Origin of the sequence: Oxynema mangrovii CENA135 (genome assembly GCF_016632315.1) — a bacterium.
Classification (GTDB): domain Bacteria; phylum Cyanobacteriota; class Cyanobacteriia; order Cyanobacteriales; family Laspinemataceae; genus Oxynema; species Oxynema aestuarii.
Map to the genome: position 1 here is coordinate 395,935 of NZ_JAEOXH010000002.1, position 21,273 is coordinate 417,207.

Consider the following 21,273-nt stretch of genomic DNA (forward strand, 5'->3'; position numbering starts at 1 on the left):
CCTTTAACCCCGGGGCGATCGCCAATTTATCCGGATTGAAGTCGAGATCGGGCTTAAGATCGTGATTACACCCTCACACCCCATTGCCAACCGTGAAATTCATTCAAAGTTTAGCGATCGCCCTGAGTCTGGCGATTTCCTTCGGCAGTCCCGTTCCCCAGGTGGGCGCCACTTTACCCCTCGGCGCGATCGCCCAAACCAGCGCCGGAGATTTCTTAGAAAGCGCGATCGAAAAGCTCGACCGTCGCGCTTACCAGGAGGCGATCGCCGATTTGGACAAGGCGATCGAACTCGATCCCGATTTAGTCTCGGCTTATGCGGCGCGCGGGATTGCCAAACATCACCTGCGAGATTTTAGCGGGGCGATCGCCGATTTTAGCGAAGTGCTAGAACGCAATCCCAGCGATGCTGAAATGCTGACCCTGCGAGGGATTGACTATCTGTATCTGGGGGATTACGACCGCGCGATCGCCGACTTCGACCGGGCGATCGAAAGCGATGGCGAACAGGCAGATATCTACATGCTGCGCGCCGACGCGCGATCGCAGAAACTGACGCGGGAACAAGCCCCGGCGCAACGCTACGATGTCGTCATCGCCGATTACGACCGCGCGATCGCCCTCGACGGCGACAATCCCCGTTATTATCAGCGACGGGGACAAATTCGGGCGCGCTTGCGACAATCGGAAGCGGCGATCGCCGATTATGCCCGGGCGATCGAACTGCAACCGACCAACGCCAACCTCTACGTGTTGCGCGGTAACGCTTACGACGATGCAGCCAACTGGCAAAACGCCCTCGAAGACTATACCCGGGCGATCGAACTCAATCCCGATTTAGGGGATGCGTATTACAATCGCGGCGTCGCTTACCGTCGCCTCAACCAGTGCGATAAGGCGATCTCCGACTATAGTAAAGCACTCCAACTCGACCCCGACGATTTCGGCGCCTATCTCAATCGAGGGGTATGCCACGCCAGCATCAACCAACTCGATCGCGCGATCGCCGATTATAACCGGGCGATCGAACGAAATCCCAACCTCGGCGAAGCCTATTATAACCGCGCCCTCGCCCAACAGCAGCTCAACCAAATCGAAGCCGCCCGCGCCGACTTTGAAAAAGCCGCCGATCTCTATCAACAACAAGGACAAGAAACAAAACTGCGCGACGTTCTCAACGCCCTTCGTAACTTGCCCTAGCCCTCGATCGCCTCTCGTCAAAACCCTTTTAAAATTAACAGCAACTAACCGTTCTATCTCCTATTCTTTCTGATTGGCTATTCTCCTACAGCCGGGATTAAAATCAATAGGAATAGATTTGAATTTTCGTGGAATCAATTTTCCTGACTTCTGGTAAAATGAAAGATGCTATGACATTGTAAACATCACATGAAACAAAAATCATCATAATTCCCACCATAATTCAAATCTTAGCATTGAGAATATCTCGTCGTGGTTGACAATGAAAAGAATTACCTTTGCAGATATTTTTGCTGGAATAGGAGGGTTTAGAATTGGCCTAGAGCGCTTGGGCTTTGAATGCCTTTATTCTTGTGAAAAAAACGAAGCTTGTCGGCAAGTTTACTTTGACAATTTTGGTGACTTGCCAGAAATGGATATCTCCGATATTGATTTTTCTAAAATTCCAGATGTCAATATTATAACGGCTGGTTTTCCCTGTCAACCCTTTAGTATTTGTGGAAAAAGAAAAGGATTTTCCGATCGGCGAGGTACTATTTTTTTCCATCTGTGTAATCTCTTACAAGCAAAAAAGCCAGATGTAGCAATTCTTGAAAATGTCAAACACTTGCTTCATTTAGAAAAAGGATCTGTTTTTGAAGAAATCATTACTACTCTAGAAGATTTAGGTTACTTCGTTCGCTATAGTTTACTCAATGCCAAAGATTTTGGACTTCCTCAAAATAGGGAACGTGTTTTTATTGTCGCCTCCAAGCATAAGCCATTTGATTTTTCACGAATTAAACCAAAGTTGGAGATCCCACAGCTTAAAGAATTCTTGTCAAAAACTGGAGATTTTCAATATATTGATGATTCTGAATACACTCTAATTAAGCATCCAAAACAACAAGATTCAGGATTGATTTTTGTTGGTTATCGTAATAAAAGTATTTGGAAAAAGGGAATTCGTCCCCATACCGAACACTTATCTCGCGTTCACCGACAACCTAACCGAATTTATTCAGTGGAAGGAGTGCATCCTACTTTACCTTCACAAGAATCTTCCGGACGATTTTTTATTTACTTACCACAAGAGAATCGGGTACGTAAGCTAACGATTGAAGAATGTTATCGGATTATGGGTTTTCCAAAATCCTTTAAAAGAAGTGCCAGCTTAAGTGAAGCCTATAAACAAATTGGAAACTCAGTGGCAACGAATGTTATTTATGAGTTAGGAAAAGCAATAATGGAACAAAAAATAACGATTCCATGCTCAAAATCTAATAATAGAGATCGAGTTTTTAAAAGACCGGAAAAACCGATTCAACTTACGATACCAGGCTTAGATTTAACTCACTGTAATTAACTAAGATTACCGATCATGAATCATGCTGAAAAGCTTACACAGCTTTATAAAATTGGCATAAGAATGAGTGAAATTGAATTCGATAAAGTTAAAAAAACTTTACCGACAGAAATAATTAAGAATATTTCAGCAATAGCGAAAAACTGCCTTAATCAAAAAGGAGCTTACACTGTTTTAGTAACATTATTAATTCATAAGCTGATCGATCCAAAACAAGACGTAAGATATCATCAGGATCAACTTAAAAATGGATTTTCAGGTAGAACTATTGACACAAAATACATTACTCCAACACTCAAAAAATTAGGGCTGCCTGCAATGGCAGAAAGTGGATGGTTGACTCGTACGTTAGAACAACCTTATCCTTACACGCTTGACTATGAAGGAAAAATTAAAAAGAGCGTTAAAATGCCATTTTTAGAAATTGTAGATTACATCGAAAGATCGAATGAGTCGATCGTTCAAAACATAACAATTGTTTTGTTAAAACAAGTTTATGATACTAAAAATCTAGCAGAAAATGTAAAAATAAAGCCCATTATAAATCCTGAAAATATCACAATTCATTCAATTATTGATTGTCTCGAAAAACATTTTAATTTTAAATATAATGTTCGAGGAGCTTCTAAGTTACCTGTTTTGTCATTTTATGCAATTTTTTCAATTCTCATGTCAGAAGTGGAACGATATAAAACATGCCATCTTAACCCTCTAGGAAGTCATACTGCATCCGACCGCACCTCTAAAACTGCAGGAGATATTGAAATTTTTGATAGCCAAAATAACCTAATAGAAGCTATTGAAATTAAACACAAAAGATCGATAGATATATCTGTTATCTTGGACATCCAGCAAAAAATATATAAATTTAATCCCTATCGTTACTGTATTTTTTCATCAGGAGAAGTTAAATATGAAGAAATTAAGCCTTATATTATTGAAATCAGTAAAACACATGGTTGTGAATTGATTATTAATGGTATTTTACCTACTCTCAAATATTATTTGAGATTAATTTCTTCTAGATCTGAATTCTTGAAAATCTATTCAACATTGATAGAGGCTGACAAAGAAATAAATCATTGTCATAAAACAAAATGGAGAGAGTTAATAGACGTACTCAATTCTAAACAAATAGTGATTTAAATTTAAAGTTTTTTGGAGTAAAAATCGAGCAGCCTAATGTTCAAATCTCTTCTGTTTAAAAAGGAATAGAATAGATAAAATGTATGATTTTAATTTAGAGCAAGTTGCTAATCTTCCAACGTCGATCGCCAGTCATACCGAGCATTGACTGTTTTATGGTTGAGGAGGCTGTTGCAGAGTTGACGACTCATCCATAATTGCCAACTTGCGCTAGCGTAGAAAATGCAATTTCATGCGATCGCGAACTGTCCGTGTTTGAAAAGAACTGCTCGATCCGACTCCTGACATTACTGGGACTGCTACTTTCATTAACCGCCTGTGCGAACACGCCGGGATCCAAACAGTTAGAGGACTCCCTCGCCCCCGATCCTAAACTGAAAGACAACCCCGAATTGCTCGGAGATTCTACCCCGTCGCCTTCTCCCGGGGTCACCCCAACTCAACTGCCGGAAGATTTTCCGAGGGAAATTCCGCAATATAACAACGCCGAATTGCAAAGCGTCAGCCGCAGCACTTCGGAACGATCGTCGCCACAAACCGAGGAAACGCCTAGGGTAACGACTGTTTGGGAAACGGGCGATCGCGGCGATCGCGTCCGGCAATTCTATCAAACTCATTTTGAAGACAACCAGTGGGAAATTCTGCCGACACCTGCCACAGAAACCCAAGGCGATCGCTCCGTGAGTGCCCGCAAAGATAACTTGCAAGTCACAGTGGCGATCGTCAGCCAACCGAGCGACACCCCCACCGAATTTACCCTCACTTACGAGCTTGAGAGCGCCACCAGTACCGCTAAAACACCGGAAACCCCAAAAAGCTCGACAACAACTGAAAAGGCCGCAGAGACAACATTAGAGACGATTCCCGAACCCTTGCGCCCCTACGTGAGTGACTTGCAACAACTCGGGATCGCGTCCCTGAAAGCGACATCCAGCGACGCCGACGCCGAAGCGTGGAATCAGGCGATCGCCCGAGCCCAATACGCCGAATGGCTGATCGCTGCCAACAATCGCTTTTTCGACAACCAACCGAGCAAACAAATTCGCCTCGCCACTCCCAGTACCCAACCTGCCTTTCAAGACGTTCCCGCCACCCATCCGCAATTTGCGGCGATTCAGGGATTGGCGGATGCGGGAATTATCCCGAGTTCGCTCACCGGAGAGAATACGGCGGTTAACTTCCGTCCGGACGCCCCATTATCGCGAGAAGATGCGATCGCCTGGAAAGTCCCCCTCGATTTTCGCCAAGGGTTACCTAAAGCATCGGTAGAAGCGGTGCGAGAAGCGTGGGGGTTTCAAGATGTCCCGAAAATCGATCCGGCGGTTCTCCCGGCGATTTTGGCAGACTATCAAAATGGAGAATTATCGAACCTCCGGCGCGCTTTCGGTTACACCCGTATTTTTCAACCGAAAAAAGAAGTAACGCGGGCGGAAGCGGCGGCGACCTTGTGGTATTTTGGCGATCGCGACGAGGGTTTATCCGCCACAGATGTTGTCAACCGTCAGCCGACCCCTCAAGCCAATCCCCAGACGGGCGATCGCACGACTGCTCAACCCTCCGAACCGCCAACCACTCAAGAAAATCAAGAAAATTAAGCGATAGGCGATCGGGTCGTTAATGAGGTTGTCAGTGAGGTTCAAGGCGTGAATAAATGGCTGAATAAATATTTGAAAATTTGGCCGTTCCACCGTCAAAAAACGTGGCTGCTGTTGGCGATCGCCCTCCTGGCGATTGTCCTCGGCTATATTCCCCTTCGTTTGGCAATCACTCAAGTTCAAGTCAGCCAACCGCAAGCCATTTTTGTATTGGGTGGACATTACCGACGCATGACATTTGCCGCCGAATTTTGGCAGTCCCATCGCGATCTCGAGATTTGGTTATCGGGAGTGACACCGCAACCGTCTTTACAGAGAGTTTTTGCGAAAGCAAACATCCCCGATCGCGTCATCCATTACGAGCAATGTGCGACCGATACAGTGACTAATTTTACTTGCAATGTCGATCGCTTCGCTCGCGATCGGATGTGGCGAGTTTATCTGATTACCTCCGACTATCACATGCGGCGATCGCGCGCTATTGCGACCTTTATTTTCGGCAGTCGCGGCATTATTGCCACCCCGATCGTCGTTTCACACCAATCCCCAAAACCCCGAGAATCGATCTGGAAAGTCCTACGCGACTGCGTGCGATCGATTCTCTGGTTGTTCACCGGGCGATCGGGAGCGAGTTTGAATCCAGATTTATAACGGGAAATTACCATCAAAAGTTAACCGTTAAAATTCATAACCCGAGCATTACTTTTGAAATCTAAGAGACTGTTTGTAAAAAAATCTAGTAGGGGTTTGGTTGCCAAACCCCTACTTCTCTAGGGTTTGGTAACCAAACCCCTACAAGGCACAATAGAAAGGTCGAGAGCGTTGGGATCGCTCGATGGTAACCATGTTTCGTTTGATGCTCCGGCGATGGCCTCCTCTCAAAACGGGCTGTTCATGTTTATTTTATAAACAGTCTCTAAAATTTAAAATCTAAAATCATGACCCACGATCGCCTATTCCAGCTCATTGAAGAACTCGTCTTGCATCACTCTCCCAGTGGGGTCGAAACCGAAATCGATAACTTACTCCTGCACCGTTTTCAAGCACTAGGTTTAGACACGTGGCTGGATGAAGCGGGAAACGCGATCGCCAAAATACCCGGTCGAAATCCGCAACGGGCGATCGCCATTACCGGACATAAAGACGAAATTGGGGCGATCGTTAAAAGTCTCGGACCTGACGGACGCCTCGAAGTTCGCAAACTTGGCGGAACCTTTCCCTGGATTTACGGCGAAGGAGTCGTCGATATTTTAGGCGATCGCCACACCCTCAGTGGTATTCTCAGCTTCGGATCCCGTCACATTTCCCACGAATCGCCCCAAAAAGCCCTCCAACAAGACATTGCCCTCCGTTGGGAAGATGCTTGGGTCGAAACCAAATGCACCGCCGCCGAGTTACACGCTGCAGGGGTTCGTCCCGGAACCCGCGTCGTCGTCGGGAAACACCGGAAACGCCCGATTCGCCTCAAAGACTACATCGCCAGCTACACCCTCGATAACAAAGCCTCCGTCGCCATCCTCTTGCAACTCGCCGAACGAGTCAAACATCCCCCCGTCGATCTCTATTTAGTCGCCTCCGCCAAAGAAGAAGTCGGCGCCCTCGGCGCCCTATACTTCACCAATCGCCATCGCCTAGATGCCCTCATCGCCCTCGAAATTTGCCCCCTCGCCCCGGAATATCCCATCGAAGATGGTGACGCCCCAGTGTTGCTATCCCAAGACGGTTACGGCATTTACGACGAAGGCTTAAACGCCGAAATTCGCACCGCCGCCGACCGCGCCGCCATTCCCCTACAACTGGCTACGATTAGTGGTTTTGGCAGCGATGCGTCCATCGCCATGAAATTCGGTCACGTCGCCCGCGCCGCCTGTCTGTCCTTCCCCACTCAAAACACCCACGGCTACGAAATTGCTCACCTCGGGGCGATCGCCCATTGCACTCGCATCCTCGAAAGCTGGTGCGAAACCGCCTCTTAATTTAGAAAGTTAGAAAATTGCAAATCCTTGTCTGGCCTACCTTTGAGCGAAGCAAACCCAAAAAATTCAAAAAAATTCTCGCTCGGGTGTTGACAACTCAATTTTATTCAGTTACCTTAACAAAGGTGCTGAAACACAAGCCCCCATCGTCTAGAGGCCTAGGACACCTCCCTTTCACGGAGGCGACGGGGATTCGAATTCCCCTGGGGGTACTTGAAACATTTCAGCATTGCTAAAGGCGCTTCCCACCGGGAGCGCCTTTTTCAGTGGGGATTCAATCAGAAATGCCAATTCTAAAAAAAAGCAAAAAAAAGTTTTGACATTTCCGAAATTTTCCGTTAGTGTAAAAGACGTGGCAAAGACAGGCCCCCATCGTCTAGAGGCCTAGGACACCTCCCTTTCACGGAGGCGACGGGGATTCGAATTCCCCTGGGGGTACTAAGCCAAAAAAAGAAGACATCCAGTTTTGGGTGTCTTCTTTTTTTGTTCTTTTTTTTGGAACTTCTTTTTTTGGAAGGGGAAGGCAAGAGGGAAGAGACAAGCCCCCAGCTTCAGCCTTTCACACACAACACCTGTTTGAGGGTAGCGACGACTTCGACTAAGTCCGACTGCTGGGCCATGACCTTATCGATAGGCTTGTAGGCGCCGGGAATTTCGTCGATGACGCCTTTATCTTTACGACATTCTACGCCGTCGGTTTGGGCAACGAGATCGTCGAGGGTGAAGGATTTTTTCGCTTTGCTGCGCGACATCAGGCGTCCGGCGCCGTGGGAACAAGAGCAGTAACTTTCGGCATTGCCTTTCCCTTTAACGATGTAAGATTTCGCCCCCATCGAACCGGGAATAATCCCGTAGTCGTTTTCTCGGGCGCGTACGGCGCCTTTTCGGGTGACGTAGACTTCGCGATCGAAATGAACCTCTTTCTCGGCGTAGTTGTGGTGACAGTTAACCACGAGTTTCGGTTGGAGGGGTTTGCCACCAGCGACCTGTTGTTCGACAATCCGTTTGAGGCGGTCCATCATCACTTTGCGGTTGAAGCGGGCGTAATCTTGCGCCCACTGTAAATCGCGCCAGTAGGCGTCAAACTCGGGAGTATTGGCGACGAAGTAGGCCAAATCGCGGTCGGGAAGCTCGATCTGCGCTAATTTTGCCAGCTCTTTGGCCGTATCGATATGATATTGGGCGAGCATGTTGCCGATATGACGGGAACCGGAGTGCAACATCAACCAAACGTTGTTGTCTTCGTCGAGACAGATTTCGATGAAGTGGTTACCGCCGCCGAGGCTTCCCATTTGTTTGAGGGCTTTGCCTTCGAGACGGGCGGCGCCGCGATGTAGATCTTTGAATTGGCGCCATCCCATCCAATTGGTCACGGAGGTTTCGACGTTTTTGTTTTCGTTGAAGCCGACGGGAATCGCGGCTTCGATCTGTTGGCGAATGGTTTTGAGTTTGCCGTCGAGACGATCGCCTGTAAACGGCATTTGTAGTGCCATCATGCCACAGCCGATATCGACGCCGACGGCGGCGGGAATCAGGGCTTCTTCCGTAGCGATGACGGAACCGACCAGGGCGCCTTTACCGAGGTGAACGTCGGGCATGAGGGCGACGTGTTTGAAGACGAAGGGCAAGGAGGCCACATTTTGGGCCATTTTCGATTCGAGATCGCCGAGTTGGTGTCCGGCCCAGGAGAGAACCGGGCTGGGGGTTTTTAAGTTGAGGGTTTCGTAAGACATGAGAACGGTGGAGAGTTGAGATTTTAGATTTTAGATTTTCTATGGTTGGGGTGGGCTTGCGGCGATCGCTCATTCACCGTGAGGGCGATCGCATCAAACTATAAACTAGGGTTTCAGGCGGTTTTCGAGCCTTGAAATTGGAGCCGATCGCCGCCTTCATCCGCGACTATTTTTGTAGTTTTTCATCACTTAAATTATTCCGGCCATATTAATACTACATTCATAATACAAGATTCAAGCAAAAAGAGCCATCCGATCGCCGCGCGATCGCCAATGGCTCCACAATCGACAATCTAAAATCTAAAATCTAAAATCCCCACAACTCCTCTCTCACTGGCGATCGAGCCAAATGGCGTGCAGTCCCGCCGCTTTTGCCCCTTCGTAATCTTCCTTATAACTATCGCCGATATGCCATGCCCGTTCGGGCTGACAGTCGTGTTTGCTCAACGCCACCTCAAAAATTTGGCGATCGGGTTTGGCGGCGCCGACTTCCGTGGACAGGGTAATCGAGGTGAAGAAATCGTCTAAATCGAGGGCTTGGAGGACGCGATAAAGCCGGGAGTCAAAATTAGAGAGAATGCCGAATTGAGTAGAACTTCCTTTCAAGCGTTCTAAAGTCCGGGGAACGTCGGGATAGACGAACCAGGGTTCAGCCGTGGCGAAATACGCGAAAAGTTGCTTGAAAAACTCTTGAAAATTAGAAAATTGCTCGAACGCGCCGATACGCTGAAACGTCGTCATCGAAATTGCTTCCCACCATTCAAACTCTAACTGGGGAATTTGGCTGGGTTCGGCGTCGGGAAAGGCGGGGGGAGTCGAGGCGCGGAAACTTTCGATAAAAGCGCGATCCAGGCGCTGGGAATCGACCGTAACGCCGTAATCGCGGGCTAAACGGGCGTAAGTTTCGCCGACGGTCCCGCGAACGGCAAACAGGGTGCCGACAGCGTCGAAAAAAATAACTTGAGGCGCGTCCATTAGTCAGTTGTGAGAAATCAAAAAGGGGCGAAGAGGGAGGAAGCGATTAATCGAGAGAGGAAACCGTGGCGCGGGTTTTGGCGATCGCCTCGCGCAAGGGTTGGGTCATCCAATTAAACGCTACTTTGAGCTGGTGGTCGAGGGTGGGTAAGCGATAGAGATACGCTAAACGACGGAAAACCACTGCCGCCTGACCGTCGATTTTGACTCCCAATCCGGTTAAGGTAGCGTTTTCGAGTCCTAACGTCATCATTTCGCCGAGATTTTGATATTTAAACGGCAGTAGGGGGCGATCGCTCATCGAAGCCCAGACATTCCACGCCAGATAATCCGCTTGTTGGATCGCCACTTGCGCCGTTGCGGGGACGCTTTGACCGCTTGCGTCGTGACCGTCAGCCAGATCGCCGAGGGCAAAAATCTCCGGGCGATCGATCGCCTGTAACTCGGGAGTGACGAGCACTTGACCCCGTTTATTTTTCGCCAAATCCAGATCGGCGATCGCGGGGACTACCTTCGTTCCTACCGTCCACAAGACCAGATCCACCGGGATTTCGTCGAGTTTACCTTTGTAGAGTAACGAAATCGTTTGCGGTCCGATCGCCTCGACCGTCGTTTCTAAATCGATCCAGATCCCGCGTTCGTCGAGGGCGGCTTTAGCCGTATTGCGGTTAAACTCCGTCGCCGCATTGAGAATGCGATCGCCTTGTTCCACCAGGCGCAAGCGACCCCGTTCGCCGAGGCGATCGGCCAATTTGCACGCCAACTCAACCCCACTATACCCCGCGCCGACGACCGCCACCCGAATTTTATCTTTCTCCGACGCTTCCAACAGGCGCAACCGTTCTTCGAGGCGATACGCATCGTCAATCGTGCGAAAAGGCAAAGCATATTCGCGACTACCGGGAACGAGATCCACCGGAGTTTCGCCGCCTAATGCCAGAACGAGGCGATCGTAAGATAACTCGACATCTTCGAGGAGGCGAACGCGGCGATTGTCCAGATCGATTCCCACCACCGTCCCCTGATGAAAGCGCACGTTGGTATGAGACAGCAGTTCCGAAAACGGGGGCGCAATTTCCCAGGTTTGCAATTCCCCAGAAATTAGTTCGTACAGCAACGGGGCAAACAAAAACCGATCTCGACTGTCGATCAGAACGATCTCGGGTTTTTCCGATGGACTCCAAGGAAGCTGGTGCAGGCGCAAAGCCGAGTATAACCCGCCAAAGCCCCCTCCCAGGATACAAATTCGCCGCGTAGTCTCTTGGGTCATAATTACGTCACAAAGCCTTGCCAGCACGATCGTCTCTTCCAAGATAGCAGGGCGATCGCTCCCCGTAGGACTGGAGTCAAAGTAGAGTTGGAGAGGGGGCGATCGCCTCATCCGACCCCAACGGCGAGCCCAACCTAGAGCAAATTTGGGATTTGACTCGCACCCGTTCGGAGTACCCCCCGAAAAATGCCCTCCACGAAGCTGATGCTGGCAATTGTGCCAATTCAGTGAAAATCGAGCCGTCTAAAGTGGAACGCTCGTGCCAAAATAGGGGTGTTATTTTGCCCATTCTTAATTTACAAGATGGCTCAGCTCAAAGACATTGACCGCATTTCCTCTCTGAGCGCCGTTGCGCTCGACGAGAGTCTCACGCGCGAGATCCAGCAGCAATTGATCGAGTTAAAAATTCTCGATCCGCCCGTCGATGGCATTTTGGGACCTCTGACCACTGCGGCTTACCATCGCTTCCAAATTATCGCCGGGATTAAAGGGGAAGAGAATGCTCTCGGACCCAAAACCGCTCGGGGTCTACTCGGAGCCAATCCGGATACGTTTCCTCGCAGCGCGATCGCCATCCGTGCGGTTAGAAATACCGTTTTTAAGCTAAGACCCTTACAATCAACCGATCTCAAACCCGAAGAACGCCTCGAAGTCAAAGACGGCGAGGGTTTTGTTTTAACGGATTACGAAGCAGGTCATCGCAGTCACTACCGCATTACTGTCAAGGAACCGATTAATAAAAGTTACGTTTGGTATGCCTTCGACCAACATGTCGAAATCCTTGAAAATGATAAGTTAGTCGCTACGCCATCGTACAAGCCGAAATCGGTTCAGCTCAACGTGCCGTATAAGTCCCAAAATGACAACTGGTACAATCCCGGCGGCTCTTGCAATGTCACGTCGATCGCCATGTGTCTCGAATATCTGGGGGTTCCCAGATATGACTATCGCTTTAGCCAGTTTGAAGACGAGTTGTATCAGTGGTGTCTCGATCGCGGCTACAGTCGTCACAGTCCGGAAGATTTAGCCCGGGTCGTCCGCGACTACCGCCGCCGCGACGATTTTACCTACTGGGGCACGATCGAACGCTGTAAGGAACACCTGCGTGGCGGCAATCCTTGCGTGATTCACGGCTATTTCACCAGTTTCGGTCACATTATTGTTTTAGTCGGATTTGACGACGACGGTTTTATCGTCCACGACCCTTATGGAGAATGGTTCCCCACGGGTTACGATCGCTGGCGATCGGGCGCCAATCTCCACTATTCTTACAATCTGATTAGCCGTCTGTGTATTGACGATCAGTTCTGGGTTCATTACATCAGCCGTTAGGATCGATCGTCGAGACCGAACCGACGCGATTCGCCAGGATAAGTTTTCACTCGGGCTCAGACTCGGGCTCGGACTCGGGCTTACCCCGGCGATCGCCCGGCGTGCGGAGTAGAATCTCGTTCGGCGATCGCTCAACCCCTCACTCTACTTCTTAGCTTGCTGTGGAGGCGGACAAGATGCCCGCCCCACGGACTTCTGACTTCAGATTTTCCCCCTCATGAGTAATAGCCATTTGATTATCTTGGGCCTCCTGTTATTATTTGCGATCGCCCATAGTGGTTTAGCCGCCTTACGTCCAAAAGGAGAAAAGATCCTCGGTCCGAGACTGTACCGGATTGGCTTTGCTTTAGTCAGTTTGCCCCTCGCGGTTATCTTAATTATCTATTTCTTCAATCACCGTTACGACGGCGTGCAGTTGTGGCAATTGCAAGGAGTCCCGGCGGTCCAACCGATCGTTTGGATTTTATCGGCAATTTCCTTTTTCTTCCTCTATCCGGCGACCTTCAACCTCCTCGAAATTGCTGCCGTCGCCAAACCCGAAGTTCACCTTTACGAAACCGGGATCGTCAGAATTTGCCGACATCCGCAAATGGTCGGTCAGGTGATTTGGTGTATTGCTCATACTTTATGGATCGGTACCAGTTTTACCCTAGTCACCTCCTTGGGATTGGTTTTACATCACCTGTTCGGCGTCTGGCACGGCGATCGCCGCCTGGGCGCCCGCTACGGCGAAGCCTTTGAAGCGGTCAAAGCGCGTACCTCGATCGTCCCCTTTTTGGCGATCGCCCAAGGACGGCAAACTTTAGAGTGGAAAGAATTCATCCGTCCCGCCTATCTCGGCGTCACCGGGTTTATCGCCTTACTTTGGTGGGCCCATCCCCTGTTACTACGAGCGACCGCCAGCGTTCCCTGGTAAGGGTCTCGCCGAGGTGGGGTGCGAGGCACTGCTCTAAGGACGTTCGCCGCGCGATCGGCCAGTTTCCACTGAGGGCTTAAATGTTGCTACTTTGTGCAAACTCTGCATGGATTGAAGGCAGAATTTTCGCGAGAAAATTAAAAAGATCTCGCGAAAATTCTGCCCTCGCTCTCCGGACGAAATTTATGACCAACCCCGATAAAAAACTACATAAAATTGGTACCCTGGAATCACTCAAGCGATCCCAAATCGAGGTAGCATGATCCCGGTATCGATCTGAAAAAACGATTCAACATCGAGGGATCATGGTATTGTCGGTTAACGAGCAAACGTTTAAAAAAGAAGTTTTAGAAGCGACCTCCCTAGTTTTGGTTCATTTTTGGGCCCCATGGTGCGGTCCGTGCCGGATGATCGAGCCGATCTTGAGTGCGTTCGAGCAAGAATGGGGGGGGAAGCTCAAGATCGTCGGAATTAATGCAGACCTCAACTTAAAGCTCGCCAGTGCTTATCGGTTGAGTACCTTACCCACCTTGATTCTGTTCGATCGCGGTCAAATCGTGCATCGCGTCCAAGGATTGCAAAACCGCGACGAGTTATATGACGCCATGCGTTCCTTCGTGACGCTCGATCGCTTTGCCTGTCGGCCCGAGTCGGTCTCGGAGGTCACGGAGGAGGGACTCGGCGAAACGATCGCCCCCGGTTCGCTCCCCAATTTAGTGAACATTAGTGTTTAGTGCCCAACCAACCCTCGGCGACAAATGTACTAAGATTGACGTCGATGGACTGCCAACGAACTGAGAATTACCGTGCCTATAGGCCGGAGACTGTCAACAAGATCTCCGAGTTAGTGGTTTGGGTAAAGGTCAGGGGTCGATCTTTTCACCCTCCAGATCTCGCTGTCGAACTCGACTCGCTTCGAGTGCGACGAGGTAGGCGTCCGCTCTCAATAAGTCCCGAGATGCCACCAGACATGATATGGCAACGTTAACCCCACCCAGTCTCAATTTGGGTGGGGTTCGTGACATCCTCCCGACGCTCACCCTAATGGGTAGAGCGCGGGCTTCCCTTCCTCGCGGTTGGGTTTTCCTGCTTCATCGGGGTTCCCAAGTAACCTTCCTCTACAGGCAGCATCACCGACTATCCATCGGCTACAAGTACAAGACCTCGTTGCATGAGCACTTGAGCGGCAGCAACATCCCGGTCTGTCGTATATCCACATTCACTGCAATAATGCACCCGTTCGCCGAGTTCCTTCTTCCCAGTATGCGCCCCACACTGAGGGCAAGTTTGACTTGTCCCGTTGGGGTCAACCGTGGCAAAGTAGACCCCACGCTTCCAGCACACCCATCTGAGGATTTCCAAGAAGCTTCCCCAAGCAGCATCCAAACAATGCTTGGCCAAGATCCCGCGACTGGTCATCTTGAGGTTCAAATCCTCAGCAAAAATCATCCCAGCATGGTCACAAAGCTTGTGAGCCGTCAGAAAGTGGAACTCACGGCGAACATTGTGGATATGCTCGTGCAGTTGGCGAATCTTGGCTTGAATCTTCCGGTAATTAGCCGAACCCTTTTTCTTGTTTCTCAATTGGCGTTGCAGCCATCGAAGCTTGCTTTGCAAATCCACGAAAAAGCGAGGGCGTTTTACCAACTCTCCCGTCGATACAGCCAAGAACTTTTCCAGTCCCAAATCTATGCCAATCGGTTCACCGTGAGGCATAATCTCGGGGACGGAAAGATCGGCTTGCAGAATCAGTTGAGCATACCAACCAGACGGCTTGAAGACGACCCGTACCCGCTTGAGTGCAAACCCTTCCGGGAGAGGTCGATGCAGGTTAATGGGCATGGCTCCAATTTTTGGCAGTTCGATCTCAAACCCGTTGACGGGGTTCGATTTGAACTGTGGAAAGACAAACGAGCGGTACTGACCAAACTTTTTGAATCGAGGAAATCCAAATCCTCTTTTCTGCATGAACTTGAACGACTTATCCAATCGCTTCAAGGCATCTTGCAAGACTTGAGAATGAACTGCCTTCAGTTCTGGGATCTCATCTTTCGCTTTGGTCAGCGCATTTTGCTGTTTGTAATAGTCGGGATAGGGTGCGTCGGCAGAAATGATATATTCCTGCTTGATACTGCAAGCATTGACCGTACATTTACGCGAGCCGATCCAGTCCTTGCGCTCTGCCAAAGCGTAGTTATAGACGCGACGACATTGCTCCAACCAGTCGAGCATTTGAGCTTCCTGGTCAAGTCCTGGATAGATTCGGTAGCTGTAGGTCAAGTTCAACATACCTATAGTCTAACAGATTTGAGCTTTCCGTTAGAGTATAGGTCGTGTGTCGATTTTCGGGGCATCGTAGACGCGAAGCGGCTTCTCGCTACCCCTCAAAAGTTAACGCCAGGCGATCGCGATCCCGAATGCCGACAACCGACAAACTGACGAGTAACTTCTGACGGGCGAGATTCCAGCCCCAGACAACCGTTCGCAGGATTTCCAACTCCCGACTGCCGAGTGTGTGTCAAAATGTTAACGATTCCCCGTACTAAATAAAGAAGTATTAACTAGGCATCAGAGATGGAAGCAATCTATCAGTATGCCTGGCTGATTCCAGTCCTGCCATTGGCAGGAGCGATGCTGGTCGGTCTAGGTCTGATTTCTTATAACCAAGCGACAAATCGCCTCCGGCAAATCAACGCCATTGCGATCGTGTCCCTTTTGGGTATGTCTACAGTCTTGTCTTTCGCCTTACTGTGGAGCCAAATTCAAGGACACGAACCGTACCTTCGCACCCTCGAATGGGCGGCAGCCGGAAATTTTCACCTGACGATGGGCTACACCATCGACCACCTGTCGGCCTTGATGTTAGCCGTAGTGACGACGATCGCCTTTCTGGTGATGGTCTACACCGACGGTTACATGGCCCACGACGGCGGCTACGTGCGGTTTTATGCGTACTTGAGCCTATTTAGCTCTTCGATGTTGGGCTTGGTCATCAGTCCCAACTTGGTACAAGTTTATATTTTCTGGGAACTGGTCGGCATGTGTTCCTACTTGCTGATCGGGTTCTGGTACGATCGCCAAGCGGCTGCGGATGCCTGTCAAAAAGCCTTCGTCGTCAACCGCGTCGGCGACTTCGGCTTGCTGTTGGGAATGCTCGGACTCTATTGGGCGACCGATAGCTTTGACTTTCAAATTATCGGCGATCGCCTCCAAGACCTGGTACAGTCCGGCAACCTCGGCGCCGGAATTGCCGCGATCTTCGCGATCTTGGTCTTCCTCGGTCCAGTTGCCAAGTCCGCCCAATTCCCCTTACACGTCTGGCTTCCCGACGCGATGGAAGGTCCGACGCCGATCTCGGCCCTCATTCACGCCGCCACGATGGTCGCCGCCGGAGTCTTCCTGATCGCCCGTATGTACCCGGTGTTCGAGCCGATCCCGGCGGTCATGGACACGATCGCCTGGACCGGATGTTTTACCGCCTTCCTCGGCGCCACGATCGCCCTGACCCAGAACGATATCAAAAAAGGACTCGCCTATTCCACGATTTCCCAACTCGGCTACATGGTCATGGCGATGGGGGTCGGCGCTTACGGCGCCGGACTGTTCCACCTGATGACCCACGCCTATTTCAAAGCGATGCTCTTCCTCTGCTCCGGTTCGGTCATCCACGGCATGGAAGGCGTCGTCGGTCACGACCCGATTCTCGCTCAAGACATGCGCTTGATGGGCGGCTTACGCAAATATATGCCGATTACCGCCGCCACCTTCGCGATCGGAACCCTCGCCATTTGCGGGATTCCTCCCTTCGCCGGATTCTGGTCCAAAGACGAAATCCTCGGCGCCGCCTTAGAAGCCAACCCGGCCCTGTGGCTGATTGGCTGGCTGACCGCCGGAATGACCGCCTTCTACATGTTCCGGATGTACTTCCTCACCTTTGAAGGCCCCTTCCGAGGCAACGAAACCCACATCCGCAAAGAACTGCTCGAAGAAGCCGCCACCATGGAAGCCGAACCCGCCCTCGCCTTCGGTCCGGGCGCGATGGATCCGAAAGAACTCGAAAGCGGTCACGACAGTCACGGGCATCATAGTGAATTCCCGCACGAATCTCCCCTGACGATGACCATTCCCTTGATGGCCCTCGCCGTTCCGTCGATCTTCATCGGTCTGTTGGGAATGCCGTTTGCCAACTACTTCGAGCAATTTATCCACGCCCCCAACGAAAGCCTCGCCGAAGTCCTCGAACATGCGGAAGAATTCGAGTTGAGTCACTTCGTGGTTGAAGCGGGCGCCTCGGTCGGCATCGCCTTAATCGGCATTACCGTAGCGTCGTTGATGTACCTCAGCCGCAAGATCGATGTCGGGGCGATCGCCGACAAAATTCGCCCCCTCTACAACTTCTCGCGCAACAAATGGTACTTCGACGAAATCTATAACTTGCTCTTCGTCATCGGTTCGCGCCGCTTGGCCCGTCAAGTCCTCGAAGTGGACTATCGCATCGTCGATGGCGCCGTCAACCTCACCGGATTGATCGCCGTCATTAGCGGTGAAGGCTTGAAATACTTCGAGAACGGACGCGCCCAATTCTACGCCCTGATCGTCTTTGTCGCCGTTCTCGGATTGGTCATTCTCTCTGGAATCACCTAAAGTTGTTTCGGGTTCTTCGTTCGTTTTCGCGGCGAACCCCATTCCCCGACGGACGGGGAACCTCGAACCGACGAACTATCATCCATCCTGAACAAATATGGCTGATTTTCCCTGGCTGACAACTATTATCCTGTTACCGATCGCGGCGACCTTGCCCCTGCCGTTCCTGCCGGACAAAGACGGCAAAACGGTACGCTGGTACGCCCTGATCGTCGGGTTAATCGACTTTGCCTTAATTGTCTACGCCTTTTGCACCCAATACGAGCTGGGCAATCCAGACCTCCAGCTTTTTGAAAGTTACTCCTGGGTCGCCCCCCTCGATCTGAATTGGTCCGTGGGCGCCGATGGCTTGTCGATGCCCCTGATTATCCTGACCGGGTTCATCACTACCCTGGCGATGCTCGCCGCGTGGCCCGTCACCCTCAAACCCAAACTGTTTTACTTCTTAATGCTGGCCATGTACGGCGGTCAAATTGCCGTGTTTGCCGTGCAGGACATGCTGTTGTTTTTCTTGGTTTGGGAACTGGAGTTAATCCCGGTTTACCTGCTGCTGTCGATTTGGGGCGGTAAAAAGCGCCTCTACGCAGCGACCAAGTTCATTCTCTACACCGCAGGGGGTTCCCTGTTTATCTTGATTGCCGCCTTGGCGATGGCCTTTTACGGCGATACGGTCACCTTCGACATGAGCGCGATCGCCGCCAAAGATTACGCCATTAACGCCCAATTGCTGCTCTACGCAGCCTTTTTGATCGCCTACGCTGTCAAGTTACCGATTTTTCCCTTACACACCTGGCTCCCCGACGCCCACGGCGAAGCGACAGCTCCCGTTCACATGCTCCTCGCCGGAATTCTCCTCAAAATGGGCGGTTATGCCTTAATTCGCATGAACGCCGGGATGCTCCCCGACGCCCACGCGATTTTTGCTCCCGTGTTAGTCATTCTCGGCGTCGTCAATATCGTCTACGCGGCGCTGACTTCCTTCGCCCAACGCAACCTCAAACGCAAGATCGCTTATTCGTCCATTTCCCACATGGGATTCGTCCTGATCGGTCTCGGTTCGTTTACCGATTTGGGACTGAGTGGGGCCGTGTTGCAAATGGTCTCCCACGGGTTGATCGGGGCGAGTTTGTTCTTTATGGTGGGGGCGACTTACGATCGCACTCACACCCTGATGCTCGACGAAATGGGCGGCGTCGGTCAGAAAATGCGCAAGTCCTTTGCCATGTGGACGACCTGTTCCCTGGCGTCTTTGGCCCTGCCGGGAATGAGCGGTTTTGTGGCCGAATTGATGGTTTTTGTCGGATTTTCGAGCAGCGACGCTTACAGCACCCCGTTTAAGGTGGTCGTCGTCTTCTTGGCGGCGGTCGGCGTCATTTTGACCCCGATTTACCTCCTCTCGATGCTGCGCGAGATGCTCTACGGTCCGGAGAATAAGGAGTTGATCGAACACGAAGCTTTGGTCGATTCGGAACCGCGCGAGGTGTTTATTATCGCGTCGCTGTTGGTTCCGATTATCGGGATCGGCTTGTATCCGAAGTTGGTCACCCAGATTTACGATGCGACGACGGTCCAGTTGACCGCGAGATTGCGCGATTCGGTGCCGAGTTTGGGTAAGGGGACTTCGATCGCCTCGACTCCCTTACAAGCGCCCGCGATCGGCGATCGCTAGTTATCTGATTGGCAAAAACTAGATAGCACGAGGACAGGTGACCCCGCCTGTCCTTTCGTGTTTTTATACAACTGAAGCCGGGACATCTATCGTAATAAAATTTTCATTCTAGTCGATTAAATACTGCTTGGAAATTTTAATGATGGGCATGTTTCTTGCTTTAAATGCTTACAGTGAGTTTTACGGTTTTAACTTTTGAGGGGTTCGGGGAGCTATAGCCTTTGGTAAACTCCGGCTATGCTGACCATGAACTACACCTACCGAATCTATCCAGATGCCTTGCAGCAAGCTGAACTGCGGTCGTGGCTTGAGACGTGCAGAGGCGTATATAACTACGCTTTGCGCGAACTCAAAGACTGGATTGCTTCTCGTAAGTGTCAGGTAGACCGATGTTCGTTGGAAAAGGAATACATCATTCCTGCCGATGAACCGTTTCCGTCTTACCACCGTCAGCAGAATAACCTGCCCAAAGCAAAGAAGCAATTCCCGCATCTGGGTCAGGTGCATTCTCAGGTGTTGCAGACCACAATTCGCAGACTGCACGATACCTGGGAATCCTTTCAGAAACGGGGACATGGATTCCCTCGTTTCAAAAAGTTCGGTCAGTTCAAATCCTTTCTATTTCCCCAGTTCCAGAACAATCCCATCAATGGCTTCACAATCAAGTTGCCAAAGATCGGGGAAGTACCCATCAACCTGCATCCCCCCTTCGCCCCCCTTTCAAAGGGGGGTTGGGGTGAAACAGGTAAGGGTACTGTCCAGGGTACGGGGGACGCAATGGTACGTTGTCGTCACCATTGAATCGGATATATCGGTTCCCGATGCCCCGGTTCACGGTCGGGCGATTGGGATTGACCTGGGATTGGAGCGATTCTTGACCGCTTCCGATCGCTCTTTCCAAGAACGACCCCAGTTTTTCAAGTCGATGCAAGGCAAGCTGAAATTGCTGCAACGCAGAGCAGCACGAAAACAAAAGGGTTCTCAAAACTGGGAGAAGGCACAAATCGAAGTGGCTAGAATGCACCATCGCATTGCCAATCGTCGTAAAGATTTCCATCTGAAGACGGCTCATCAGCTTTGTGACCGGGCGCAAACCATCTTTGCAGAAGACCTCAACGTCACGGGGTTGACGCGAGGGATGTTACGAAAAGATTGTGTTGATGCTGCCTTCGGACAATTTCTGTCTCTGACAGAATGGGTTTGCTGGAAACGGGGAGTGTACTTTGCTAAAGTTAACCCCAACGGCACCAGTCAAACCTGTCCCAACTGCCTTGCTACGGCGAGCAAAGGGTTGGAAGTCAGAGAGCATCATTGTCCTGAGTGTGGGTATCGAACTCATTGGGATCGTGCTGCAGCAGAGATGGTTTTGGATCGTGGACTAGAGAATGTAGGAGCATCGGGGACTCTGGGGAACGGAAACCGCCTGTCAAGTCGGTCTGTCGGGGGTCGATGACCTAGATAAGTGGCGTGGGG

General features: G+C 50.6%; 17 protein-coding genes and 2 tRNA genes. 15 read left to right on the forward strand and 4 right to left on the reverse strand.

Annotated elements, in window-relative coordinates:
- Positions 1–92: 92 nt before the first annotated feature.
- From JJD41_RS15575 to JJD41_RS15610, 8 genes are all read left to right on the forward strand, one after another.
- Entirely contained in the window at positions 93–1,199 is a 1,107-nt protein-coding gene (locus tag JJD41_RS15575) for a tetratricopeptide repeat protein (RefSeq protein WP_200668071.1), read from the forward strand.
- 262 nt (positions 1,200–1,461) lie between these two features.
- The gene (locus JJD41_RS15580) at positions 1,462–2,544 is read left to right on the forward strand and encodes a DNA cytosine methyltransferase (protein WP_200668073.1); all 1,083 of its coding nucleotides are present in this window, start codon (positions 1,462–1,464) and stop codon (positions 2,542–2,544) included.
- A 15-nt stretch (positions 2,545–2,559) separates the two neighbouring features.
- The gene (locus JJD41_RS15585) at positions 2,560–3,690 is read left to right on the forward strand and encodes a hypothetical protein (RefSeq protein ID WP_200668075.1); all 1,131 of its coding nucleotides are present in this window, start codon (positions 2,560–2,562) and stop codon (positions 3,688–3,690) included.
- Between the two features lie 197 nt (positions 3,691–3,887).
- Complete coding sequence (locus tag JJD41_RS15590; RefSeq protein ID WP_234488860.1) at positions 3,888–5,285, forward strand: S-layer homology domain-containing protein; 1,398 nt, start codon at positions 3,888–3,890, stop codon at positions 5,283–5,285.
- 48 nt (positions 5,286–5,333) lie between these two features.
- Positions 5,334–5,936 (forward strand): YdcF family protein, encoded by a 603-nt coding sequence (locus JJD41_RS15595; RefSeq protein ID WP_370583855.1) that lies wholly within the window; start codon positions 5,334–5,336, stop codon positions 5,934–5,936.
- Between the two features lie 287 nt (positions 5,937–6,223).
- Positions 6,224–7,261 (forward strand): M42 family metallopeptidase, encoded by a 1,038-nt coding sequence (locus JJD41_RS15600; RefSeq protein WP_200668077.1) that lies wholly within the window; start codon positions 6,224–6,226, stop codon positions 7,259–7,261.
- 139 nt (positions 7,262–7,400) lie between these two features.
- Positions 7,401–7,473 (forward strand) — tRNA-Glu (locus JJD41_RS15605).
- Positions 7,474–7,626: 153 nt separating this feature from the next.
- Positions 7,627–7,699, forward strand: a tRNA-Glu gene (locus JJD41_RS15610).
- Positions 7,700–7,812: 113 nt separating this feature from the next.
- Here the strand turns inward: JJD41_RS15610 and JJD41_RS15615 are convergent.
- The 3 genes from JJD41_RS15615 to JJD41_RS15625 all read right to left on the reverse strand — a co-directional run bounded on the left by JJD41_RS15615 (position 7,813) and on the right by JJD41_RS15625 (position 11,239).
- A complete protein-coding gene (locus JJD41_RS15615) occupies positions 7,813–8,994 on the reverse strand; it encodes an RtcB family protein (protein ID WP_200668079.1) in 1,182 nt (393 codons plus the stop codon).
- A gap of 330 nt (positions 8,995–9,324) precedes the next feature.
- A complete protein-coding gene (locus JJD41_RS15620) occupies positions 9,325–9,969 on the reverse strand; it encodes an HAD-IA family hydrolase (protein ID WP_200668081.1) in 645 nt (214 codons plus the stop codon).
- 46 nt (positions 9,970–10,015) lie between these two features.
- Positions 10,016–11,239 carry an NAD(P)/FAD-dependent oxidoreductase gene (locus tag JJD41_RS15625; RefSeq protein ID WP_200668083.1) on the reverse strand — a complete coding sequence of 408 codons (1,224 nt, stop codon included), beginning with the start codon at positions 11,237–11,239 and terminating at the stop codon, positions 10,016–10,018.
- A gap of 303 nt (positions 11,240–11,542) precedes the next feature.
- On the opposite strand from JJD41_RS15625, the gene JJD41_RS15630 reads away from it, so the two are divergent.
- The 3 genes from JJD41_RS15630 (at position 11,543) to JJD41_RS15640 (ending at position 14,221) form a co-directional block, all read left to right on the forward strand.
- On the forward strand, positions 11,543–12,571 hold the full coding sequence (locus tag JJD41_RS15630) for a C39 family peptidase (RefSeq protein WP_200668085.1): 1,029 nt from the start codon (positions 11,543–11,545) through the stop codon (positions 12,569–12,571).
- A 217-nt stretch (positions 12,572–12,788) separates the two neighbouring features.
- On the forward strand, positions 12,789–13,487 hold the full coding sequence (locus JJD41_RS15635) for an NnrU family protein (RefSeq protein ID WP_200668087.1): 699 nt from the start codon (positions 12,789–12,791) through the stop codon (positions 13,485–13,487).
- A 305-nt stretch (positions 13,488–13,792) separates the two neighbouring features.
- Positions 13,793–14,221: a thioredoxin family protein gene (locus tag JJD41_RS15640; RefSeq protein WP_200668089.1), complete on the forward strand. Its 429-nt coding sequence runs from the start codon at positions 13,793–13,795 to the stop codon at positions 14,219–14,221.
- A gap of 403 nt (positions 14,222–14,624) precedes the next feature.
- Here JJD41_RS15640 and JJD41_RS15645 read toward each other — a convergent pair whose 3' ends face one another.
- The gene (locus tag JJD41_RS15645) at positions 14,625–15,776 is read right to left on the reverse strand and encodes an RNA-guided endonuclease InsQ/TnpB family protein (protein ID WP_200668091.1); all 1,152 of its coding nucleotides are present in this window, start codon (positions 15,774–15,776) and stop codon (positions 14,625–14,627) included.
- Positions 15,777–16,061: 285 nt separating this feature from the next.
- Here JJD41_RS15645 and JJD41_RS15650 point away from each other — a divergent pair, with 285 nt between their 5' ends.
- From JJD41_RS15650 to JJD41_RS24865, 4 genes are all read left to right on the forward strand, one after another.
- Positions 16,062–18,131 (forward strand): NAD(P)H-quinone oxidoreductase subunit 5, encoded by a 2,070-nt coding sequence (locus tag JJD41_RS15650; protein ID WP_200668093.1) that lies wholly within the window; start codon positions 16,062–16,064, stop codon positions 18,129–18,131.
- Between the two features lie 97 nt (positions 18,132–18,228).
- A complete protein-coding gene (locus tag JJD41_RS15655) occupies positions 18,229–19,800 on the forward strand; it encodes an NAD(P)H-quinone oxidoreductase subunit 4 (RefSeq protein WP_200668095.1) in 1,572 nt (523 codons plus the stop codon).
- Positions 19,801–20,037: 237 nt separating this feature from the next.
- Complete coding sequence (locus JJD41_RS24860) at positions 20,038–20,601, forward strand: RNA-guided endonuclease InsQ/TnpB family protein (RefSeq protein ID WP_234488861.1); 564 nt, start codon at positions 20,038–20,040, stop codon at positions 20,599–20,601.
- Positions 20,537–21,253 carry an RNA-guided endonuclease InsQ/TnpB family protein gene (locus JJD41_RS24865; RefSeq protein WP_370583856.1) on the forward strand — a complete coding sequence of 239 codons (717 nt, stop codon included), beginning with the start codon at positions 20,537–20,539 and terminating at the stop codon, positions 21,251–21,253. Before JJD41_RS24860 ends, JJD41_RS24865 begins: the two co-directional genes overlap by 65 nt.
- Positions 21,254–21,273 lie beyond the last annotated feature (20 nt).

Bases quoted from the DNA above. Each gene is read 5' to 3' on its own strand.
- JJD41_RS15580 (WP_200668073.1), top strand. From the start codon at position 1,462: ATGAAAAGAATTACCTTTGCAGATATTTTTGCTGGAATAGGAGGGTTT.
- JJD41_RS15585 (WP_200668075.1), top strand. From the start codon at position 2,560: ATGAATCATGCTGAAAAGCTTACACAGCTTTATAAAATTGGCATAAGA.
- JJD41_RS15600 (WP_200668077.1), top strand. From the start codon at position 6,224: ATGACCCACGATCGCCTATTCCAGCTCATTGAAGAACTCGTCTTGCAT.
- JJD41_RS15615 (WP_200668079.1), bottom strand. From the start codon at position 8,994: ATGTCTTACGAAACCCTCAACTTAAAAACCCCCAGCCCGGTTCTCTCC.
- JJD41_RS15620 (WP_200668081.1), bottom strand. From the start codon at position 9,969: ATGGACGCGCCTCAAGTTATTTTTTTCGACGCTGTCGGCACCCTGTTT.
- JJD41_RS15625 (WP_200668083.1), bottom strand. From the start codon at position 11,239: ATGACCCAAGAGACTACGCGGCGAATTTGTATCCTGGGAGGGGGCTTT.
- JJD41_RS15630 (WP_200668085.1), top strand. From the start codon at position 11,543: ATGGCTCAGCTCAAAGACATTGACCGCATTTCCTCTCTGAGCGCCGTT.
- JJD41_RS15635 (WP_200668087.1), top strand. From the start codon at position 12,789: ATGAGTAATAGCCATTTGATTATCTTGGGCCTCCTGTTATTATTTGCG.
- JJD41_RS15640 (WP_200668089.1), top strand. From the start codon at position 13,793: ATGGTATTGTCGGTTAACGAGCAAACGTTTAAAAAAGAAGTTTTAGAA.
- JJD41_RS15645 (WP_200668091.1), bottom strand. From the start codon at position 15,776: ATGTTGAACTTGACCTACAGCTACCGAATCTATCCAGGACTTGACCAG.
- JJD41_RS15650 (WP_200668093.1), top strand. From the start codon at position 16,062: ATGGAAGCAATCTATCAGTATGCCTGGCTGATTCCAGTCCTGCCATTG.
- JJD41_RS15655 (WP_200668095.1), top strand. From the start codon at position 18,229: ATGGCTGATTTTCCCTGGCTGACAACTATTATCCTGTTACCGATCGCG.
- JJD41_RS24860 (WP_234488861.1), top strand. From the start codon at position 20,038: ATGCTGACCATGAACTACACCTACCGAATCTATCCAGATGCCTTGCAG.